Genomic DNA, 16,623 nt, shown 5'->3' on the forward strand with positions numbered 1-16,623 from the left:
ATACTAACATTTCCTGTTGCATCCAACTGAACGGTAATGTTTTTAGCTGTTGCTACTGGAGCAACTTTATCTTCCACAGTTACAACTGCGTTGGCGGCTGAACTGTTTCCGTTTGCATCGGTTACGGTCAACACTACTGGGTTTGCTCCTACATTTGAACAGTTGAAGCTGGTTTTATCTGTGTCATAGGTTAATCCGCCACAAGCATCGCTTGAGCCATCGTTAACTGCATCTTCTGCTATACTAACATTTCCTGTTGCATCCAACTGAACGGTAATGTTTTTAGCTGTTGCTACTGGTAGTACTTCATCTTTAACAGTTACAGTTGCTGTAGTTGTTGATACATTTCCATTGTTATCAGTTACTGTTAAGGTAACAGTGTTTGCTCCAACATTGGCGCAAGTAAATGTATTTGGTGACACGGATAGTGATTGTATTCCACAAGCATCATTCGAGCCATTGTCAACCTGAGCTGCGGTAACTGAACCTGCACCTAGATTATCCAACTGAACCGTTACTGCTTGGGCTATTGCCACTGCTGCTACTTTGTCTTCTACTGTTAGCACCATATTATCAACTCCATCACAAGTTCCTGTTCCGCTGGTAGTTAATGTTAATATAACCGAACCTAATGCTTTATCTGCAGCAGAAGGTGTATAAACTGTAGAAAGTACATTTGCATTGGTAAATACACCTGTTCCACTGGTTGTCCAAACTGTTGCAGAAGGGTTTCCAGTTACAGATCCGCTAACAGAGGCAGTCCCTTGCGGACAAATGGTTTGGTCGTTTCCTGCGTTTGCAGTATACTTACCTTTAAACGTAACAGCAGTTGAACCACTAAAGGTCCCTGCACAAATTCCGTTGCTTAATGAAGCAATGCTGTAGGTGGTTTCAACTGATGGTGTCTTCACAATTGAAATAGTTCCTGCTAAACCACTAAAAGGTGTTCCATCGTTTAAGATACCCGATATTGTTCCTGTCCCAGTTAATGTAATTGAAAGTGTCACATTATCACCCTGACAAATTGCTGTATTACCAGTGTTGATTGTTGCTATGGGTATCTGATTTATTGTTACAGAGGCACTTCCTTCTGGCCCCCAACAACCCGATGCTGATCGTGCCCGGAAATAATAAGTTCCTGATGTAGTTATTAACTGACTTGAGGAAAGAGTGGTTGATGAAGTTCCTCCACTAGTAGTGTCCTGAAAATAAATTGTTCCACTTGAACCATTTGAAGCAGTTATTGTTGTGTTTCCGCAGTAAGTTCCTCCTCCGATAACGGTTACTGTTGTTGGCAATGGATTTACTGTAACAGCTGTAGCTAATGAAGATGCACTTTCGCAACCATTTGCATTTTCAATCCTTACAGTATAACTTCCTGTTGATGAAACAGTTATACTTTGCGTAGTTTCGCCAGTTGACCACAGGTAGCTTGTTCCTGCTGTTGAAGTTAGGGATACACTTCCCCCAGCACAGAAATTGGTTGGGGCACTTGGTGTTATAGTTGGTATGTTAGCTGTAGAGACATTCAGTGTAATTGCATTGCTCGTAGCAGTTGCTGAAGTAACACAAGTAAGGTTACTCGTCATTACACAAGTAATGTTTCCGGCTGTTACGCCATCATCTGTATATGTCGCACTGTTTGTTCCCACATTTGTAGTTCCTTTTTTCCATTGGTAAGAAGCTACACCACCATTGGTTGGAGTTGCAGTAAATGTTACACTGCTACCTGAACAAGTTGGATTAACTCCTGATGTGATTGCGATGCTTACAGAAGGGGTTACTATTCCAGTAGTAACAAAACCAATTGATGAATTTGATGAAGAATACCCATTTCCCCCAGGTCCATTATAATTTGCAACAAGAGAATTAGGATTTCCAGAAACAGCAAGTGTTGCAGTTGCAACTCCACTGCTATTAGTAATTTCATTTACGGTATTTGCTCCTAAAGTAAATACAATAGTTAAGCCTGATCCCGGATTTAACCAATTGTTCCCAGATTTATATTGAAGAGTTGCAGAGGTGGTTATATTTCCACCACATATTCCACCTGATGGAGTTAAACTTACTATTTGAGTTGCTGTTGCATCCGTAAAAAACACCTCATAAGTAAACCCAGACTCTATACCATCGGCAATAAGTAAAAGATTCGAACCCAATTCATATTCCGTAACAAACCACTCCGCCGCGAAATTACCAAAACTATCCGCTACAATTGTCCAGGGAAGATGAGGGTTAGGTGTTCCGTGATCGGGTATGGGTTCCGTAAGGTGATCTACCTGCAGGTTAATGACTTCATTCGGTTGCCAGCCCGTCCCGGTAATAGAAACAGTTTCTCCTGGGGCATAATCCAAATCAGCCTGATCGAGCGTTACGGTCTGCCCAAAACTCGCATTTGCAAAAACCAAATTGGCAATAAAAAAAACAATCGTTAAAAATCCAGATTTAGGTAGAAATGTTTTCATATTTAAAAATTTTAAAATAATAAATAACGAATACAACACATGAAATAACAGAAACGTAAAAGCAACGGAATGGGGGAATTCCTACTCTTACTAAAACAGTGTAATTAAACTCCTTAGAAAAAAGTGGCTAAGGTATTTGTTGAGTAAAAAAAGACAACTTAATTACACAATCTTCAAAAATTTCTATACTAATTTATGTCATTCTTAAATCACAACATTACTTTTTTTAATATTTTCGATGAAAGCATTTAAAACAACTTCAAACTACATTAAATCACTTCACAAACCTTAACAACTCATTTAAAGCTATTTAGCCACAATATAATTCTTGTAAGTATACTCATTCGTATTATAGTCAACCCTAATTGCATTTTTAAAATAGTTGCAATTGAGTTCCTTAATAAAAAACATATTGTTACAAAAATATTTCTGTCCTTATCATATCTTTTCTGCTTAAAAAGCACACAAATCAATAACAATCAACACCTTAAACATTTCATGTGAATTATTTTGTAACTTTACTTTTGATTTTAACAAAATCCCCTATCACTTTATAAGTATAACTCTTCAAATCAATAGACTGAAACAATACCCTAAGAAATTCAATACTTAAAAAACAAACATTATGACACCCATACAACTTACGGCAATCATAGCAATACTGTTCATTATAGCAGGAATTCGAATTGCTCAAGAATACCAACGCGCAGTGGTCTTTAGACTGGGTCGCTTCAAAAACATAAAAGGTCCTGGAATTTATTGGATTATTCCTCTCATCGAGAGACAGCAACGGGTAGACATTCGAACAAAAACAGTCGACCTCGAACAACAAGAAACCATCACAAAGGACAGTGTAACCATTAAGGTAAACGCAGTACTGTGGTTCAAAATCACCAATCCTGAATATGCAATTATTAAAGTAGCCGACTATAATAAAGCCGTCTATCAATTTTCAGTCACCGCTCTAAGAAATATTATTGGGCAACATTCCCTTGATGAAGTATTGAGGGAAAGAGAACAAATCAATGGAACGCTGCAAAAAATTGTGGATTCCGCAACCGAGCCTTGGGGGATTAAAATCGAAATGGTCGAAATGAAAGATGTCGAAATCCCAGAAGCAATGCAAAGAGCCATGGCACGCGAAGCAGAAGCCATCAGAGAAAAAAGAGCCCGAATCGTAAAAGCGGAAGCCGAACTCGAAGCCTCCATCAAACTAACCCAAGGGGCTCTAAAAATGGAAGAAAGCCCAATTGCACTCGAATTAAGACGCATGCAAATGCTGGCAGAAATAGGGATTGACAACAATACCACCACAGTAATTCTTATCCCATCCGATTTTACAAGCGCAGCAAAAAGTTTCACAAAACTAGTCAATGAAAAAAAATTAGATCAATAACAGACTCCATGGACACCTCTATTGTTAAAATATTGAAAGCCTTTTATATCACCCATGATGTAAAATGCTTTGTGGTTGAAAAACCCGCTGGATATGATTTTATTCCAGGGCAGGCTACCGATGTTTCCATAAACCATCCGGATTGGCAGGATAAATTACGCCCTTTTACCTTCACCAATTTAAGAGAACAAAATTATCTCGAATTTATGATTAAGATTTACAAGGACCATGAAGGTGTGACCAATAAGCTAGGCAGCATCAATGCCGGAGCCGAACTGATTCTACACGATGTTTTCGGGGCCATACAATACAAGGGTTCTGGTACTTTCATTGCCGGTGGCGCAGGAATCACTCCCTTTATTTCCATCTTCCGAGATTTATACAAGAAACAACACATTATGGGCAACAAACTCATTTACAGCAACAAGACCACCGAAGACGTGATTATGTCCGAAGAATTACAGAAAATGCTAAAAAAAGATTTTTTAAAAGTATACACCCGAGAAAACGTTATGGGATATCTCGAAAAAAGAATCGATCGCAATTTCCTAATCGAAAACATAGCAGACTTCAGTCAAAACTTTTATGTCTGTGGTCCCTCCGATTTTGTAAAAAGTATCACTAAAAACTTATTAGATCTTGGCGCCACCGCAAATACACTAATTTTCGAAAAGTAATAAAACCTTGCATGATTTGGGTGTGACCCCGTAAGAAAAAGGGGCTTACTCATCGTTGTCTTTATTCACCCTTTCCCTTATGCGGTCGGGCTAATTGGGCTACTTCGGTAGCTTCCGTCTATCCCTCACACACTTAGATTTTTCATAAGACCATTTCCTTTTGGTCAACATCTTTTTTATTTCATAGAGAGTTTTTCAGAAAACACACCCCTAGCCCCTCTCAAGAGGGAAATTCGTCTCCGTTAACATTAACTTTTAGTTGTTTATTAGGTAAATAAGTCAAAAAAAAATCCCAATCTAATTTCTGAGATTGGGATTTTTCATTTTTTTATTGACTGCTAATTTAATCATATCAGCTTAGCCACTAAAAAAAACTATTTCTTAAACTTCGAAATACCTGCTTTCAACCAAGCTTCGTATTCTTCAACGGGTACATAACTTATCGTCGGTTGCTTTTCGTTGAGATTATTTCCTTCCAAATCAGTCAAGACATACAAAGGTTGTGTATTAGTATTGTATTTCGAGATCATAAAATCAGTCCATTTATCGCCAATCGTTTCAATTTCGGAACCTGTAGTTTTAGATACAAAATGCTCACTTTCGGGCAATTCTCGCTTATCATCTACATAGAGTGAAATTACTACAACTTCATTTTTAAGAATTGGGAGAACACTCTCAACCGACCAAACATTGTTTTCCATTTTTCTACAATTCACACATGCATGTCCTGTAAAATCAAGCATTATCGGTTTATTTACCATTTTGGCATAAGCCAATCCTTTATCATAATCATCAAAAACAACGATTTGATGTGGACCCAATTTGGCTCCTTCCGGCAAAACAGTAGTCGATGTATTTCCAACATTCGAACTACCTACACCTAGCGGACTTTCGCTATATTCCATTGGAGGAGGAAACGCACTTATTAATTTAAGTGGTGCACCCCAAAGACCTGGTATTAAATAAATGGTAAAAGACAAAACAACTAACCCTAACGACAACCTTCCTACCGAAATATGAGATAACGGACTGTCATGCGGCAACGTGATTTTTCCAAATAAATAGAACGCCAATGTTCCAAAAATAGCAATCCAAATTACTAAAAACACTTCTCTTTCCAGTAAATGCAATTGTAAAACCAAATCGGCATTCGATAAAAATTTGAACGCCAAAGCCAATTCCAAAAATCCTAAAACCACTTTAACGGTATTCAACCATCCACCCGATTTAGGCAAAGAGTGCAACCAACCCGGGAACATTGCAAAAAGCATAAAAGGCAAGGCTAAAGCCAATGAAAAACCTAACATCCCGATTATGGGAGCAATTCCCCCTTTGGAAGCAGCTTCAACCAAAAGCGTTCCTACAATAGGCCCAGTACAGGAGAATGAAACAATAGCCAATGCTAATGCCATAAATAATATTCCAATAATCCCGCCTCTATCGGCTTGGTTATCCACTTTATTGGCCCAGGAATTGGGTAACATAATTTCGAATGCCCCAAGAAAAGAAATTGCAAATACCACTAACAAAATAAAAAATATAATATTGAACCAAACATTGGTAGACAAGGCATTAAGCGCATCGGCACCAAAAATCCAAGTAACCAAAAACCCCAATAATACATAAATTAGAATAATCGAAATTCCATAAATAATGGCATTTTTAATTCCTGCAGCTCTGTTTTTACTCTGTTTGGTAAAAAAACTAACCGTCATAGGAATCATAGGAAATACACAAGGAGTCAACAAGGCTGCAAATCCAGAGAAAAAAGCGATAAAGAAAATAGACCACAATCCTCTTTGTGAAGCGGGCTTTTGGCTTTTATTAGAATCAACAACTTCAGTCCTCCATTCGTTTGTTTTTAACTTTAGAATTGCAGTATCAGCTTTTACTACAGAAAAAGTGTTTGCAGTATCCAATTTTGCAGTAGCAACTGTAGTAGTTGCAATAGCAGTCGTCTCTGTTATTGGAATTTTGAAAGTAAATTTCTTTTCCAGATTGATACACACCTCTTTGCAAACTTGATAATTCAATTCGGCTTGAATGCTCGTAACCTTCGAATTTACCAATGTTATTTCTTGTTGAATTTGGGCTTTATCATGAAAGAAAGTTTCGTTTACGCCAAAAACATCGTTAAAAGCGGTAGCCGTTTTACTTTCTTTGGCTTTGCCTACCAAATTAAAATTCCCTTTTTGATCTTTAAAAATAATTTCCAAAGGCAGCGGTCCTCCATCGGGTGTAAATTGCGAATACAAGTGCCATTCTTTTTCGATCACACCATTAAAAGTCAAAATATAATTGGTCTCCGATTTCTTTTCGATTGTAGTCGTCCATTTTACAGGATCTAAAATCTGGGCATTTCCTTTGGCGAAAGCCAAAAAAGTAAGGAGTATAAAAATTAATTTCTTCATGTTCTCTATTCTATTATCTATTCGTCTATTATCTCTTTGTCTATTCTAATTCTCTAATTCTATTTTTAAAATATTTTTTGTTGAATTTGTTGTTTTAAATCGTTCGTCTGCTCTCCTACCAACTATCCAAACAATTTGGTTATTCGAACATAAAAGCCAAGTGTTTTCTTTTTCCAGCAATGATAATTTTTCATCTTTAAAAAATTTGCTCACTTTCTTTGACTTTCCATCCATCCCAAAAGGCGTGAAAACATCTCCGGTCTTCCATTTGCGTAGCACCAGCGGAAAAACCAATTGATCAACATCAACAAATATAGTTTTATTTGATGCAACCGAAAGGCCTGCTACTTTACAAAACGTCATATTTAAGGGAATCTTAACTTCCGTTTGGTTTTCATTAACAAGAAATTCTTCTTGAATTTCTGAGTGATCAATGGGCGACAAAATCAGAGAATCCCTGTCTTTCAACAAACGAAAATCAGCGGCAAAAACCTGTTTTCCGGATTGGCTGTCAACCAAATCATAAATATCATTCCAAGCGGTAAAACCAAACTCTTTGAGCCATTGGTACAAATACGATTGATAATTGGGTAATTTCAACAACTGATTTAAATCAAAATAAATTTGATCTTCCACTTCATTGGCCACTTGTTGATAGACCATAATCGCAGCATCTTCAACCATCGCCAAGGATTCCTGCAAATAAGCTTCGGTTTTCAAAAATGAAGTTATAAAATTAGGATTCAACTCCTTAAAAACCGGAATCAAATGATGCCTAATTTTATTCCGTACATATTTATCCGATGCGTTACTGCTGTCTTCTCGCCATTGAATGTCGTGCGCTTTGGCATAATTGTCAATTTCCTGACGGGATAAAAATAGCAAAGGCCTAATTATTTTATCATTTTGCACCGGAATTCCAGTCAGTCCTTCCAATCCCGTTCCTCTAGTGAGATTGATTAGAAACGTTTCCAAATTGTCATCGGCATGATGTGCGGTAAGTAGATAATCGTAATTTTCATTTTCTAGCAACTCGTAAAACCAATTGTATCTTAATTCTCTGGCAGCAACCTGAGTCGATAATTTATAATCTTTGGCGAAAGCCTCAGTATCAAATTGCGTCACAAAAATTGGAATTCCATTTTCCTCAGCATAGTCTTGCACAAATTTTTGATCGCCAAAACTCTCTATTCCCCGAAGTTGAAAATTACAATGGGCAATAGCAATATCGTAGTGTAGTTCCTGAAATAAATGCAACAAAACCATACTATCTAAGCCTCCACTTACAGCGAGAAGCAGTTTTTTTTGTTTCAAAAAAGGGATTTCTTTCTCGATATGATTTTGAAGTGTGTTTTTCATATATCAAAAATACTGATTATTATTTAATCCAATTATAACTTTCCCCTATTGCAAAACCTCTAACATCGCTTTGGCCTTAAGCAAACATTCTTCGTATTCTTTTTCAGGAATAGACAATGACGTTATGGCGCTTCCTACAGAAAAAGACACGTATTGATTCTCCTGATTGTACAAAATACTGCGAATAACCACATTAAAGTCGAAATCGCCATTGGGTGTAAAATACCCCACAGCCCCACTGTACAATCCTCGCTTGGATTCTTCAAGTGCTTCGATAATTTTCATAGCCGATAATTTTGGCGCCCCCGTCATACTCCCCATAGGAAAAGTAGTTTTCAAAGCATCAACTGCAGAATATTTTGGATCAATTTTAGACGTTATGGTCGAAATCATTTGGTGTACTTGCAGGAAAGAATAAATCCCGCATAATTCTTTTACGACAACAGTAGCTTTTTGGGCGGTTCGTGACAAATCATTCCGAACCAAGTCGGTTATCATAATGTTTTCAGCACGTTCTTTGGGATCTTGAGCCAAATTAGTTTTAGATTTCAAATCTTCCACTGGATCAAAAAAACGCTTGGCAGTTCCTTTTATAGGCTGGGAAATTAAATTTTCACCTTCTTTTTTTAAATACCGCTCTGGCGAAGCAGAAAGCAAAAATTGCTTGTTATTCTTAAAAAAAACAGTAAAAGGAGCTTGTGAAATGGCATTGAGCTTCCAGAATTTTTCTAATGGGTTTATGATAACATTCTCTGCATAAAACTCCATACAAAAATTGGCTTCATAAATATCTCCCTGATGAATATGCTCCAGTACTTTTGAAACTTTGTCAAGATAATTTTGCTTTGCAACTCGTTGTTGTACCTCGACTGCGCTCGGCTCAACATCTTTATACAATACCCAATTATTAACCTCCTCAAAATCTCCTTCAACTTCATCATCACATAAATTGAGATATTGAATTTCAAGTTGACTTCCCTTTAATAGCATTATTTTTTTGGGTTGAAAAAAAAACAGATCTGGAAAATTTAAGCCGTCAGAATTATTCGATTGTAACTGCTCAACATCATTTTTTAAATCATAAGACAAATAACCAAACAACCAGTCCTTAGTCGTTTGTTGATATTGTTTTAAGTCCTCAAAAGCATTGTGGTAATCAGTTTTTATTGACGTGAATGCATCAACCGCCAAGACACAATCAAAACTAGAAAATTCGTCGGAAAATGAATTACTGTCTAAAAAAGTTACTTCACGAAATTGTTGTCCCCAAACAACAAGCTGCTCCTTGAACTGCAAAGGGTTCTCAATAAATTTGTAAATGGACGTTCTCAAAAATTATTTTTTTATGAACTTCAAAATTACAATAAAAAAAATCGCTTCTCAAGGAGAAGTTTACAAAATAAAAACTTGGTTTCCTTTACACAAATAGAGACTAATTATTGTTAATTACTTATGTATTTTAATAAATTACACACATATCTCAATAAAAAACACAAATAAAAAGTTAATACACCGCATAACTATAAATAATTTTAACTATATTTGTTAGTGCGATGAAATTAGTTTTTTGCCTCTAAAAACTACAAATGGTAAATGGAAAAATTAAGATAATACTTCTCTAGTGGTCTTAAATAGACGCTTAAGCATTTAACCAAAAACTCTAAAATATGAAAAATGCAACTATTTTTGTACGTTCATTAATTGGTTTAGTACTAATTTTTATGTCGATTACTTATTTTTTTAATTTATTACCGAACCGTGTTAACAATGAAGATTTTAAAGCTTTTCAAGTAGGCTTAATTTCTTCTGTTTATTTAATGCCCATGGTAAAAACAATAGAATTATTATGCGGACTCTCCTACCTATCCGGCCGCTACGTTACACTATCCAATCTCGTGGTGCTACCTGTTAGTATAAACATCTTATTTTATAATTTTTTCATAAATACAGATCAATTAGCTCTTGCCCTTTTTGTATTTTTGGGTAACTTCTTTTTGATTTACAGATACTGGAAAAATTACAAAAGCTTATTTACAGCATAAATAAAAACCATTTTAAACAAAAAAACCCCGTCTCATTATTTATAACGAGACGGGGTTTATATTTTAAGAACTTAAAACTATACGTGTAAAGCTCTGTTATCAGTAGCTGCCAATGCCGCTTCTTTTATCGCTTCCGCAAAAGTTGGATGCGCATGTGACATTCTTGAAATATCTTCGGCAGACGCTTTAAATTCCATTGCGGTTACCGCTTCGGCAATCAAATCAGCAGTTCTGGCGCCAATCATGTGAACTCCAAGAACCTCATCTGTTTTGGCATCGGCAAGGATTTTTACAAATCCATCAAGATCTCCACTCGCACGAGCACGTCCTAAGGCTTTGAAAGGAAAACTTCCCACTTTATATTCAACTCCAGACGCTTTTAATTGTTCTTCTGTTTGTCCAACGGCAGCCACTTCTGGCCATGTGTAAACCACACCAGGTATCAAGTTGTAATCAATATGAGGTTTTTGACCCGCCAAGATTTCAGCAACCATAGTTCCTTCTTCTTCAGCTTTGTGCGCCAACATAGCTCCGCGAACTACATCTCCAATAGCATAAATATTAGAAGCCGAAGTTTGTAAATGATCGTTTACTTCCACTTGTCCTCTATCAGATATTTTAACTCCAGCCTTATCAACATTCAATCCATCTGTATACGGACGACGACCAACAGAAACTAAAGAGTAATCTCCTTCTAAAGTAATTGTTTCTCCTTTAGCATTTTCAGCTTGTACAATTACGGCATCCCCATTTCTTTCTACCGATTTCACTTTATGCGAAACATAGAATTTCATTCCTTGTTTTTTCAATACTTTAGTCAATTCTTTAGACAAAGCACCATCCATTCCCGGAATAATTCTGTCCATGAATTCTACAACCGAAACTTGCGCCCCTAATCTTAAATACACTTGACCTAACTCAATACCAATAACACCACCACCAATAATAACAAGGTGTTTTGGAACTTCTTTAAGAGCCAATGCTTCTGTTGAAGTGATGATTCTTTCTTTATCTATTTTGATAAAAGGCAAAGAAGACGGTTTTGAACCAGTTGCGATAATGATATTTTTACCCTCAATTGTTTCTGATGTACCGTCGGCTTTTGCGATTGCAACATGTGTCGCATCCACAAATGATCCTAAACCATTAAAAACAGTCACTTTGTTTTTGTCCATCAAGTAATTTATCCCACCCGATGTTTGATCTACTATGCCTTGTTTGCGAGCAATCATTTTCTCTAAATTTACTTTTACTTCTCCCGAAACTTCAATTCCGTGATCTGCAAAATGCTTGATCTCCGCATAATGATGCGAAGAGGATAACAATGCTTTAGACGGAATACAACCTACATTTAAGCAAGTCCCCCCTAAAGTGGAATATTTTTCTATAATGGCCGTTTTGAAACCTAATTGTGCGCAACGAACAGCCGAAACATATCCGCCTGGCCCAGAACCTATAATAACTACGTCAAATGAACTCATAGTAATGTGTGTGTTTTTTATTTTTTGTGCTGCAAAATTAAGGAATTCAAACACGAATTCCACAAATTTTCACGAATATATAATTAAAATCAAGGCTTTTTTGTGGGATTTTTTGAAGTATGAAAAACAGAATGAATGATAACTTCGTTCTGATATATTTCGTAAACAATAACAAATGGAAATTTTTTTAAAGGCAACTCCCGATAATAAGGAGTTTTTTTTATTTCAAATAATTCAGGATGGGTCTTTAAAATTTTAAAATAACCTTTTAGATAAGTTAAAAAATATTTTCCTAACCCAACACTCCTACCCTCATAAAAATCAATAGATTCATTTATTTCGATTTCCGCTAATCTTAAAATCGTGAGTTTAAAAACCATATTTAGCCTTCAAGCGTTGTTCGACTTCCTCCCAAGAACTTGATTCACTTTGTCCAGAAAAATATTTTTCCCGCTCCTCAGCTACAGTTACATAATGGCTTTCAGAAACGACCGAAGAATTCTCTTCATTATTGATAGCATCAAAAACACCTTCTAGTACTTCTAACTTAGAATCATCTTGAATGAATTTACCGAAATCAACTATCAGTTTTTGTCTTAACTCTTTAGTTTTCATTGTTGTATTATTTAAATTCAAATTTAATGCTTTTTTATTTAAACTTTTAATTATCAACCGGAATTATCAAATCAAACTACATCCCCATTTTACTTCATTAATCAAAAAGAGTAGTTTCCCAAATTCACAAACTATCACATCAAATGCAACAAACAGCTTAAGCACACAATTTAGGAACACAAAAAAACATCCTGAATCATAGTGACACAAGCCTCCTTAAAAAACAATTTTAAATTTCAATTCAATATTCCAACAGTGTTACCAAAACGTAAACTAATCAAAAACAATTAGTTATAATGCTAAAAACAGGTATTAATACGTGTTTTTTCTGCAAACTGATTTTATAAATTTGAAATGTTAATATCTAACAAGCGGTAACCGAAAAGCTTATAGAGTAGGTAAATATTAAAACAAAATTTATGAATAATGTAAACCCAAAAAATGAAGTTTTAGAATTAGAAGCTATTTCTACATCTGATTTAGCTAATTTGGTTTTTGATCAAATTCAAATTGGAGCTGCTCCTGTAGCTTCTGCATTAAACATGCCAAATCTAATCCCTGTTAACGAAAGTTCTATAGGTGATTTTCCTTGGTTTTGGCAATCAGGAACAAATTTTGTTGAATCCACCTACAACTGGCTAAACAATATATTTGCTTCGCAAAAAGACTATGTAGGCACAAACGGTAGCGCTTTAACTACTTCCTATTTTAATGTCCTGCAATCAACGGCTTATGTTTTAGGCTCTCAAGATGCAGGCAAATTAAATGCGGCAAATTTAGCAAATGCGGCAACCGTAAACACCACAATATTGGATTGGATAGCTACTTTTGGCCAATTTCCTTCCACAGTGGTTAACACACAAACAGCACAATTAAATTATATAATGACTCAAGTCATTGGTTGGGGAAATCCTGGACTTACTCTTTCTCAGTTTAGAAATAGTACTAACCCAATGGCTTTATTACCTAATATTCCAATAGGTGGTGATACTGTAGTAAATGATTTGATGACTTATTTAGGAAATTCAAGTTCTGTGGCAAATATCCAAAATGCTGTAGTGAGTTTTAACAATCAATTGAATCAAACTAGAAACAATGTAAATCCAGCTACAAAGCCTACTAGTGTTCTCCCAGGATTTATGCAAACCATTAGTAATCTTGGTGTGACTCAAATTGTACCAAAAATTGACATAATGGAATCGACTGCGGTGATTCAGAATAATCTTTTACCTGCTTCGGGTACTGGAAAGAGTTTTTCAGTAAGTTTAGAAACATCCAACTATTCTTCGACTGAGGTACAAGTTTCTGCATCAGGGAAAGCTTCAATTGGCAGTTCTAATTTTTTCCTAGGCTTTCACGCAAGTGCTGGAGTAAGCTACAACATGTATGATTTTGCATCAAACTTAACAACTTGTTCGGTAACTATGACTTTTAACGGAGTTACAACCGTTACTCCTAAGCCTAGTTCTTATGATATTTCTACAGGTTGCGGATGGTGGAATCCAGATCCAATTCAAGATGCCGCCAATCCAATCACAGATCAAAGTGGTTATAAATTTTCTCCAACACCTAGCTATAACTTCGGTGTAAATGGAAATTTTGGAACTTTGGCAAGAATAATGATTAGCCAGCAGCCCATAATTAGCCTAACATACAGCAATGCTGATTATGCTGCTTTTCAATCTATATTCAAAGAAAGCTCAAGCTGGGGAGTATCATTTCTAGGAATTCCTCTAGGTGGAGGATCACAATCCTATTATAAATGTGTTACCACTCAAGACAGCCAAAAACAAACTGTAACTATAACAATGTCACCTGTAGGAACTACAACACCAGTATCTGCAACAGCACAATTGGCATATGTTGTGGGAGCCCAAATTTTATGGCCAGGAGCAACTACAGCACAAAATAGAGCTGCATTATAATAAATCAGCCCTGTTTTTGCAAAAAAAATTGCTCAATCAATTTTTAATAATGCAAAGTAGTTTCATTACTACTTTGCATTTTTTTATAGAAAGTAATTTGAACTAAACCACTATGACATGAAGTCTAAACCTCCACCACCGTGGTGTTCTTGACTTCGCTAATCATAAACGTGCTGTGGGTACTCCCAATATGCTCCAGTGTAGTGAGTTTAGTTACCAAAAAAGTACGGTACGCTTCCATGTCTTTTACCACGATCTTTAGGATATAATCATAATCGCCGCTTACATGATGGCATTCCAGTACTTCTTTGAGTTGCACCACTTGCTTCTCGAAGGTATCAATAAACTCCTTGGTATGCTGAACGAGTTTGAGGTGGCAAAAAACCACGAATCCCTTTTCGATTTTCGAATGGTTGAGCAAAACCACATATTTGTCTATAATGCCTTCGCGTTCCAGTTTTTTGATGCGCTCATAAACTGCGGTAACCGAAAGGTTGAGTTTTAGGGACAGTTCTTTGGTAGTTTTCTTGCAATCGGTTTGTAGTAAGTACAATAGTTTTTTGTCGGTGGCGTCGAGTGTCATTGTTTTTTTTTGTTATCTGTTATCAGTTATCAGTTGTCGGTTTTCTCTATTCTCTATTTTGAAATAAAATCTAGCAAATTATTATTCAGACTCTAAAATTAGAAAAATAATTTACACATATACAGTTTTTTAGTTTTAAAATCTAATATTTTGAATGACTGTTGATTATTAATCCGTAAAGTTTTTATTTTGAACTAAGAACTTTGAACCACCAAAGTGCCCTAGCCCCGATAGTAGTGAAAATCCTTTTCTTTTTTTCCTTTAAAAAAAGAAAAGATTGAAACGTCCCGATAGCTATCGGGAAGCGGTTCCGATAGCTATCGGAATAGCTCCTAACAAAAAAATAACCATTAAAAAAAACTATGAAAAATTTCAATCCAGCAGACAACATTCAGGATCTACAGTATTTTGGCGAATTTGGCGGCGTCAATCCATCGATTTCCGATTCATCGACTTATACGTTTCTTTCGGCCAAAACCATGTTCGACACTTTTGAGGGCAATATGGAAGGCTGTTATTTGTATTCTCGTCATTCGTCTCCAAGTAATCTGTATTTAGACAAAGCCCTAGCGGCTATGGAAGGAACCGAAACGGCCAATGTTTCGGCTTCGGGAATGGGAGCAATTACGCCTACCCTAATGCAACTCTGCGGATCGGGCGACCATATTGTGTCGAGCCGAACCATTTATGGAGGAACCTATGCGTTCCTAAAAAACTTCACGCCAAGGTTTGGTATCAATACTACCTTTGTCGACATCACAAAATTAGCTGTGGTTGAAGCAGCGATCACTCCACAAACCAAAGTATTGTATTGCGAAACGGTGAGTAATCCCTTGCTTGAAGTGGCTGATATTGTGGGATTATCAAAAATTGCCAAAAAACACAATTTGACATTGGTGGTGGATAATACGTTCTCCCCACTATCTGTTTCACCTGCAAAATTGGGTGCTGATATAGTGATTCATAGCTTGACAAAATACATTAACGGAAGTAGTGATACAGTGGGTGGCGTGACTTGTGCATCGCAAGATTTCATCAATAGTCTGAAGAATGTGAATAGTGGCGCGAGTATGCTTCTTGGACCAACAATGGATAGTTTACGCTCGGCCAGTGTGATGAAAAACTTGCGCACCTTGCACATCCGTATGAAACAACACAGTCATAACGCACAATATCTTGCAGAACGCTTTGAAAAAGATGGAATAAAAACGGTTTATCCGGGTTTAAAAAGTCATCCGAGTCATGAATTGTACGCCAGCATGATTAATCCAGAATATGGTTTTGGAGGAATGATGACCCTAGACATGGGAACTTTGGAAAAAGCAAACGCAGTAATGGAATTAATGCAGGCCAAAAATCTAGGCTATCTTGCCGTGAGTTTAGGGTTTTACAAAACCTTGTTTAGCGCGCCGGGCACCTCGACCTCCAGCGAAATCCCTATGGAAGAACAAATCGAAATGGGATTGACCGATGGTTTAATTCGTTTCTCTATTGGATTGGATAACGACATCGAGAGAACGTATCAAATGATGAAAGAATGTTTAGTTGAACTTCATGTTTTACAAAGTAATTCTGCAGCAATGTAATACCGATTAAATATCAATACTGTTTAATTAAGCATACTCACTGTTTCATTTAGACGAAGGAGAAATCACAACAAGTTATTCAG

General features: G+C 36.4%; 13 protein-coding genes. 5 read left to right on the forward strand and 8 right to left on the reverse strand.

Translation table 11 applies throughout. The features are described from left to right. The coding region (locus DB891_RS04145; RefSeq protein WP_133243526.1) for a hypothetical protein at window positions 1–2,465 on the reverse strand (2,465 nt) is incomplete at its 3' end. 625 nt (window positions 2,466–3,090) lie between these two features. Here DB891_RS04145 and DB891_RS04150 point away from each other — a divergent pair. Together DB891_RS04150 and DB891_RS04155 are read left to right on the forward strand one after the other, a co-directional pair. After that, window positions 3,091–3,861, forward strand: a complete 771-nt coding sequence (locus tag DB891_RS04150; protein ID WP_116760898.1) for a slipin family protein — start codon at window positions 3,091–3,093, stop codon at window positions 3,859–3,861. Between the two features lie 8 nt (window positions 3,862–3,869). Then, window positions 3,870–4,538 carry an FAD-binding oxidoreductase gene (locus tag DB891_RS04155; protein WP_116760900.1) on the forward strand — a complete coding sequence of 223 codons (669 nt, stop codon included), beginning with the start codon at window positions 3,870–3,872 and terminating at the stop codon, window positions 4,536–4,538. A gap of 374 nt (window positions 4,539–4,912) precedes the next feature. Here the strand turns inward: DB891_RS04155 and DB891_RS04160 are convergent, their stop codons facing one another. The 3 genes from DB891_RS04160 to DB891_RS04170 are packed head-to-tail and all read right to left on the reverse strand — an operon-like array spanning window position 4,913 to window position 9,640. Beyond that, window positions 4,913–6,949 (reverse strand): protein-disulfide reductase DsbD family protein, encoded by a 2,037-nt coding sequence (locus DB891_RS04160; protein ID WP_116760902.1) that lies wholly within the window; start codon window positions 6,947–6,949, stop codon window positions 4,913–4,915. Window positions 6,950–6,994: 45 nt separating this feature from the next. Beyond that, entirely contained in the window at window positions 6,995–8,308 is a 1,314-nt protein-coding gene (gene tilS / locus DB891_RS04165; protein WP_116760904.1) for a tRNA lysidine(34) synthetase TilS, read from the reverse strand. A gap of 45 nt (window positions 8,309–8,353) precedes the next feature. Continuing rightward, window positions 8,354–9,640 (reverse strand): anthranilate synthase component I family protein, encoded by a 1,287-nt coding sequence (locus tag DB891_RS04170; protein ID WP_116760906.1) that lies wholly within the window; start codon window positions 9,638–9,640, stop codon window positions 8,354–8,356. Between the two features lie 335 nt (window positions 9,641–9,975). Between DB891_RS04170 and DB891_RS04175 the strand changes: the two genes are divergently transcribed. Beyond that, on the forward strand, window positions 9,976–10,350 hold the full coding sequence (locus tag DB891_RS04175; protein WP_116760908.1) for a DoxX family protein: 375 nt from the start codon (window positions 9,976–9,978) through the stop codon (window positions 10,348–10,350). Window positions 10,351–10,427: 77 nt separating this feature from the next. Here the strand turns inward: DB891_RS04175 and lpdA are convergent, their stop codons facing one another. The 3 genes from lpdA to DB891_RS04190 all read right to left on the reverse strand — a co-directional run bounded on the left by lpdA (window position 10,428) and on the right by DB891_RS04190 (window position 12,446). Next, window positions 10,428–11,831 carry a dihydrolipoyl dehydrogenase gene (lpdA, locus tag DB891_RS04180; RefSeq protein WP_116760910.1) on the reverse strand — a complete coding sequence of 468 codons (1,404 nt, stop codon included), beginning with the start codon at window positions 11,829–11,831 and terminating at the stop codon, window positions 10,428–10,430. A gap of 89 nt (window positions 11,832–11,920) precedes the next feature. Continuing rightward, window positions 11,921–12,211, reverse strand: coding sequence for a type II toxin-antitoxin system RelE/ParE family toxin (locus DB891_RS04185; RefSeq protein WP_116760912.1), 291 nt, complete (start codon window positions 12,209–12,211; stop codon window positions 11,921–11,923). Further along, entirely contained in the window at window positions 12,201–12,446 is a 246-nt protein-coding gene (locus tag DB891_RS04190; RefSeq protein ID WP_124019489.1) for a hypothetical protein, read from the reverse strand. Before DB891_RS04190 ends, DB891_RS04185 begins: the two co-directional genes overlap by 11 nt. Before the next feature lie 419 nt (window positions 12,447–12,865). Here DB891_RS04190 and DB891_RS04195 point away from each other — a divergent pair, with 419 nt between their 5' ends. Then, the gene (locus DB891_RS04195) at window positions 12,866–14,371 is read left to right on the forward strand and encodes a hypothetical protein (protein ID WP_116760916.1); all 1,506 of its coding nucleotides are present in this window, start codon (window positions 12,866–12,868) and stop codon (window positions 14,369–14,371) included. Between the two features lie 124 nt (window positions 14,372–14,495). Here DB891_RS04195 and DB891_RS04200 read toward each other — a convergent pair whose 3' ends face one another. Then, window positions 14,496–14,954 (reverse strand): Lrp/AsnC family transcriptional regulator, encoded by a 459-nt coding sequence (locus DB891_RS04200; protein ID WP_116760918.1) that lies wholly within the window; start codon window positions 14,952–14,954, stop codon window positions 14,496–14,498. 362 nt (window positions 14,955–15,316) lie between these two features. On the opposite strand from DB891_RS04200, the gene DB891_RS04205 reads away from it, so the two are divergent. Then, a complete protein-coding gene (locus DB891_RS04205; protein ID WP_116760920.1) occupies window positions 15,317–16,540 on the forward strand; it encodes an aminotransferase class I/II-fold pyridoxal phosphate-dependent enzyme in 1,224 nt (407 codons plus the stop codon). The last annotated feature ends 83 nt before the right edge of the window (window positions 16,541–16,623 follow it).

Source organism: Flavobacterium laiguense, from assembly GCF_003097655.1.
GTDB classification, from domain to species: domain Bacteria; phylum Bacteroidota; class Bacteroidia; order Flavobacteriales; family Flavobacteriaceae; genus Flavobacterium; species Flavobacterium laiguense.

Bases quoted from the DNA above. Each gene is read 5' to 3' on its own strand.
- DB891_RS04155 (WP_116760900.1), top strand. From the start codon at position 3,870: ATGGACACCTCTATTGTTAAAATATTGAAAGCCTTTTATATCACCCAT.
- DB891_RS04205 (WP_116760920.1), top strand. From the start codon at position 15,317: ATGAAAAATTTCAATCCAGCAGACAACATTCAGGATCTACAGTATTTT.
- DB891_RS04150 (WP_116760898.1), top strand. From the start codon at position 3,091: ATGACACCCATACAACTTACGGCAATCATAGCAATACTGTTCATTATA.
- DB891_RS04190 (WP_124019489.1), bottom strand. From the start codon at position 12,446: ATGAAAACTAAAGAGTTAAGACAAAAACTGATAGTTGATTTCGGTAAA.
- tilS (WP_116760904.1), bottom strand. From the start codon at position 8,308: ATGAAAAACACACTTCAAAATCATATCGAGAAAGAAATCCCTTTTTTG.
- DB891_RS04195 (WP_116760916.1), top strand. From the start codon at position 12,866: ATGAATAATGTAAACCCAAAAAATGAAGTTTTAGAATTAGAAGCTATT.
- lpdA (WP_116760910.1), bottom strand. From the start codon at position 11,831: ATGAGTTCATTTGACGTAGTTATTATAGGTTCTGGGCCAGGCGGATAT.
- DB891_RS04200 (WP_116760918.1), bottom strand. From the start codon at position 14,954: ATGACACTCGACGCCACCGACAAAAAACTATTGTACTTACTACAAACC.
- DB891_RS04160 (WP_116760902.1), bottom strand. From the start codon at position 6,949: ATGAAGAAATTAATTTTTATACTCCTTACTTTTTTGGCTTTCGCCAAA.
- DB891_RS04175 (WP_116760908.1), top strand. From the start codon at position 9,976: ATGAAAAATGCAACTATTTTTGTACGTTCATTAATTGGTTTAGTACTA.
- DB891_RS04185 (WP_116760912.1), bottom strand. From the start codon at position 12,211: ATGGTTTTTAAACTCACGATTTTAAGATTAGCGGAAATCGAAATAAAT.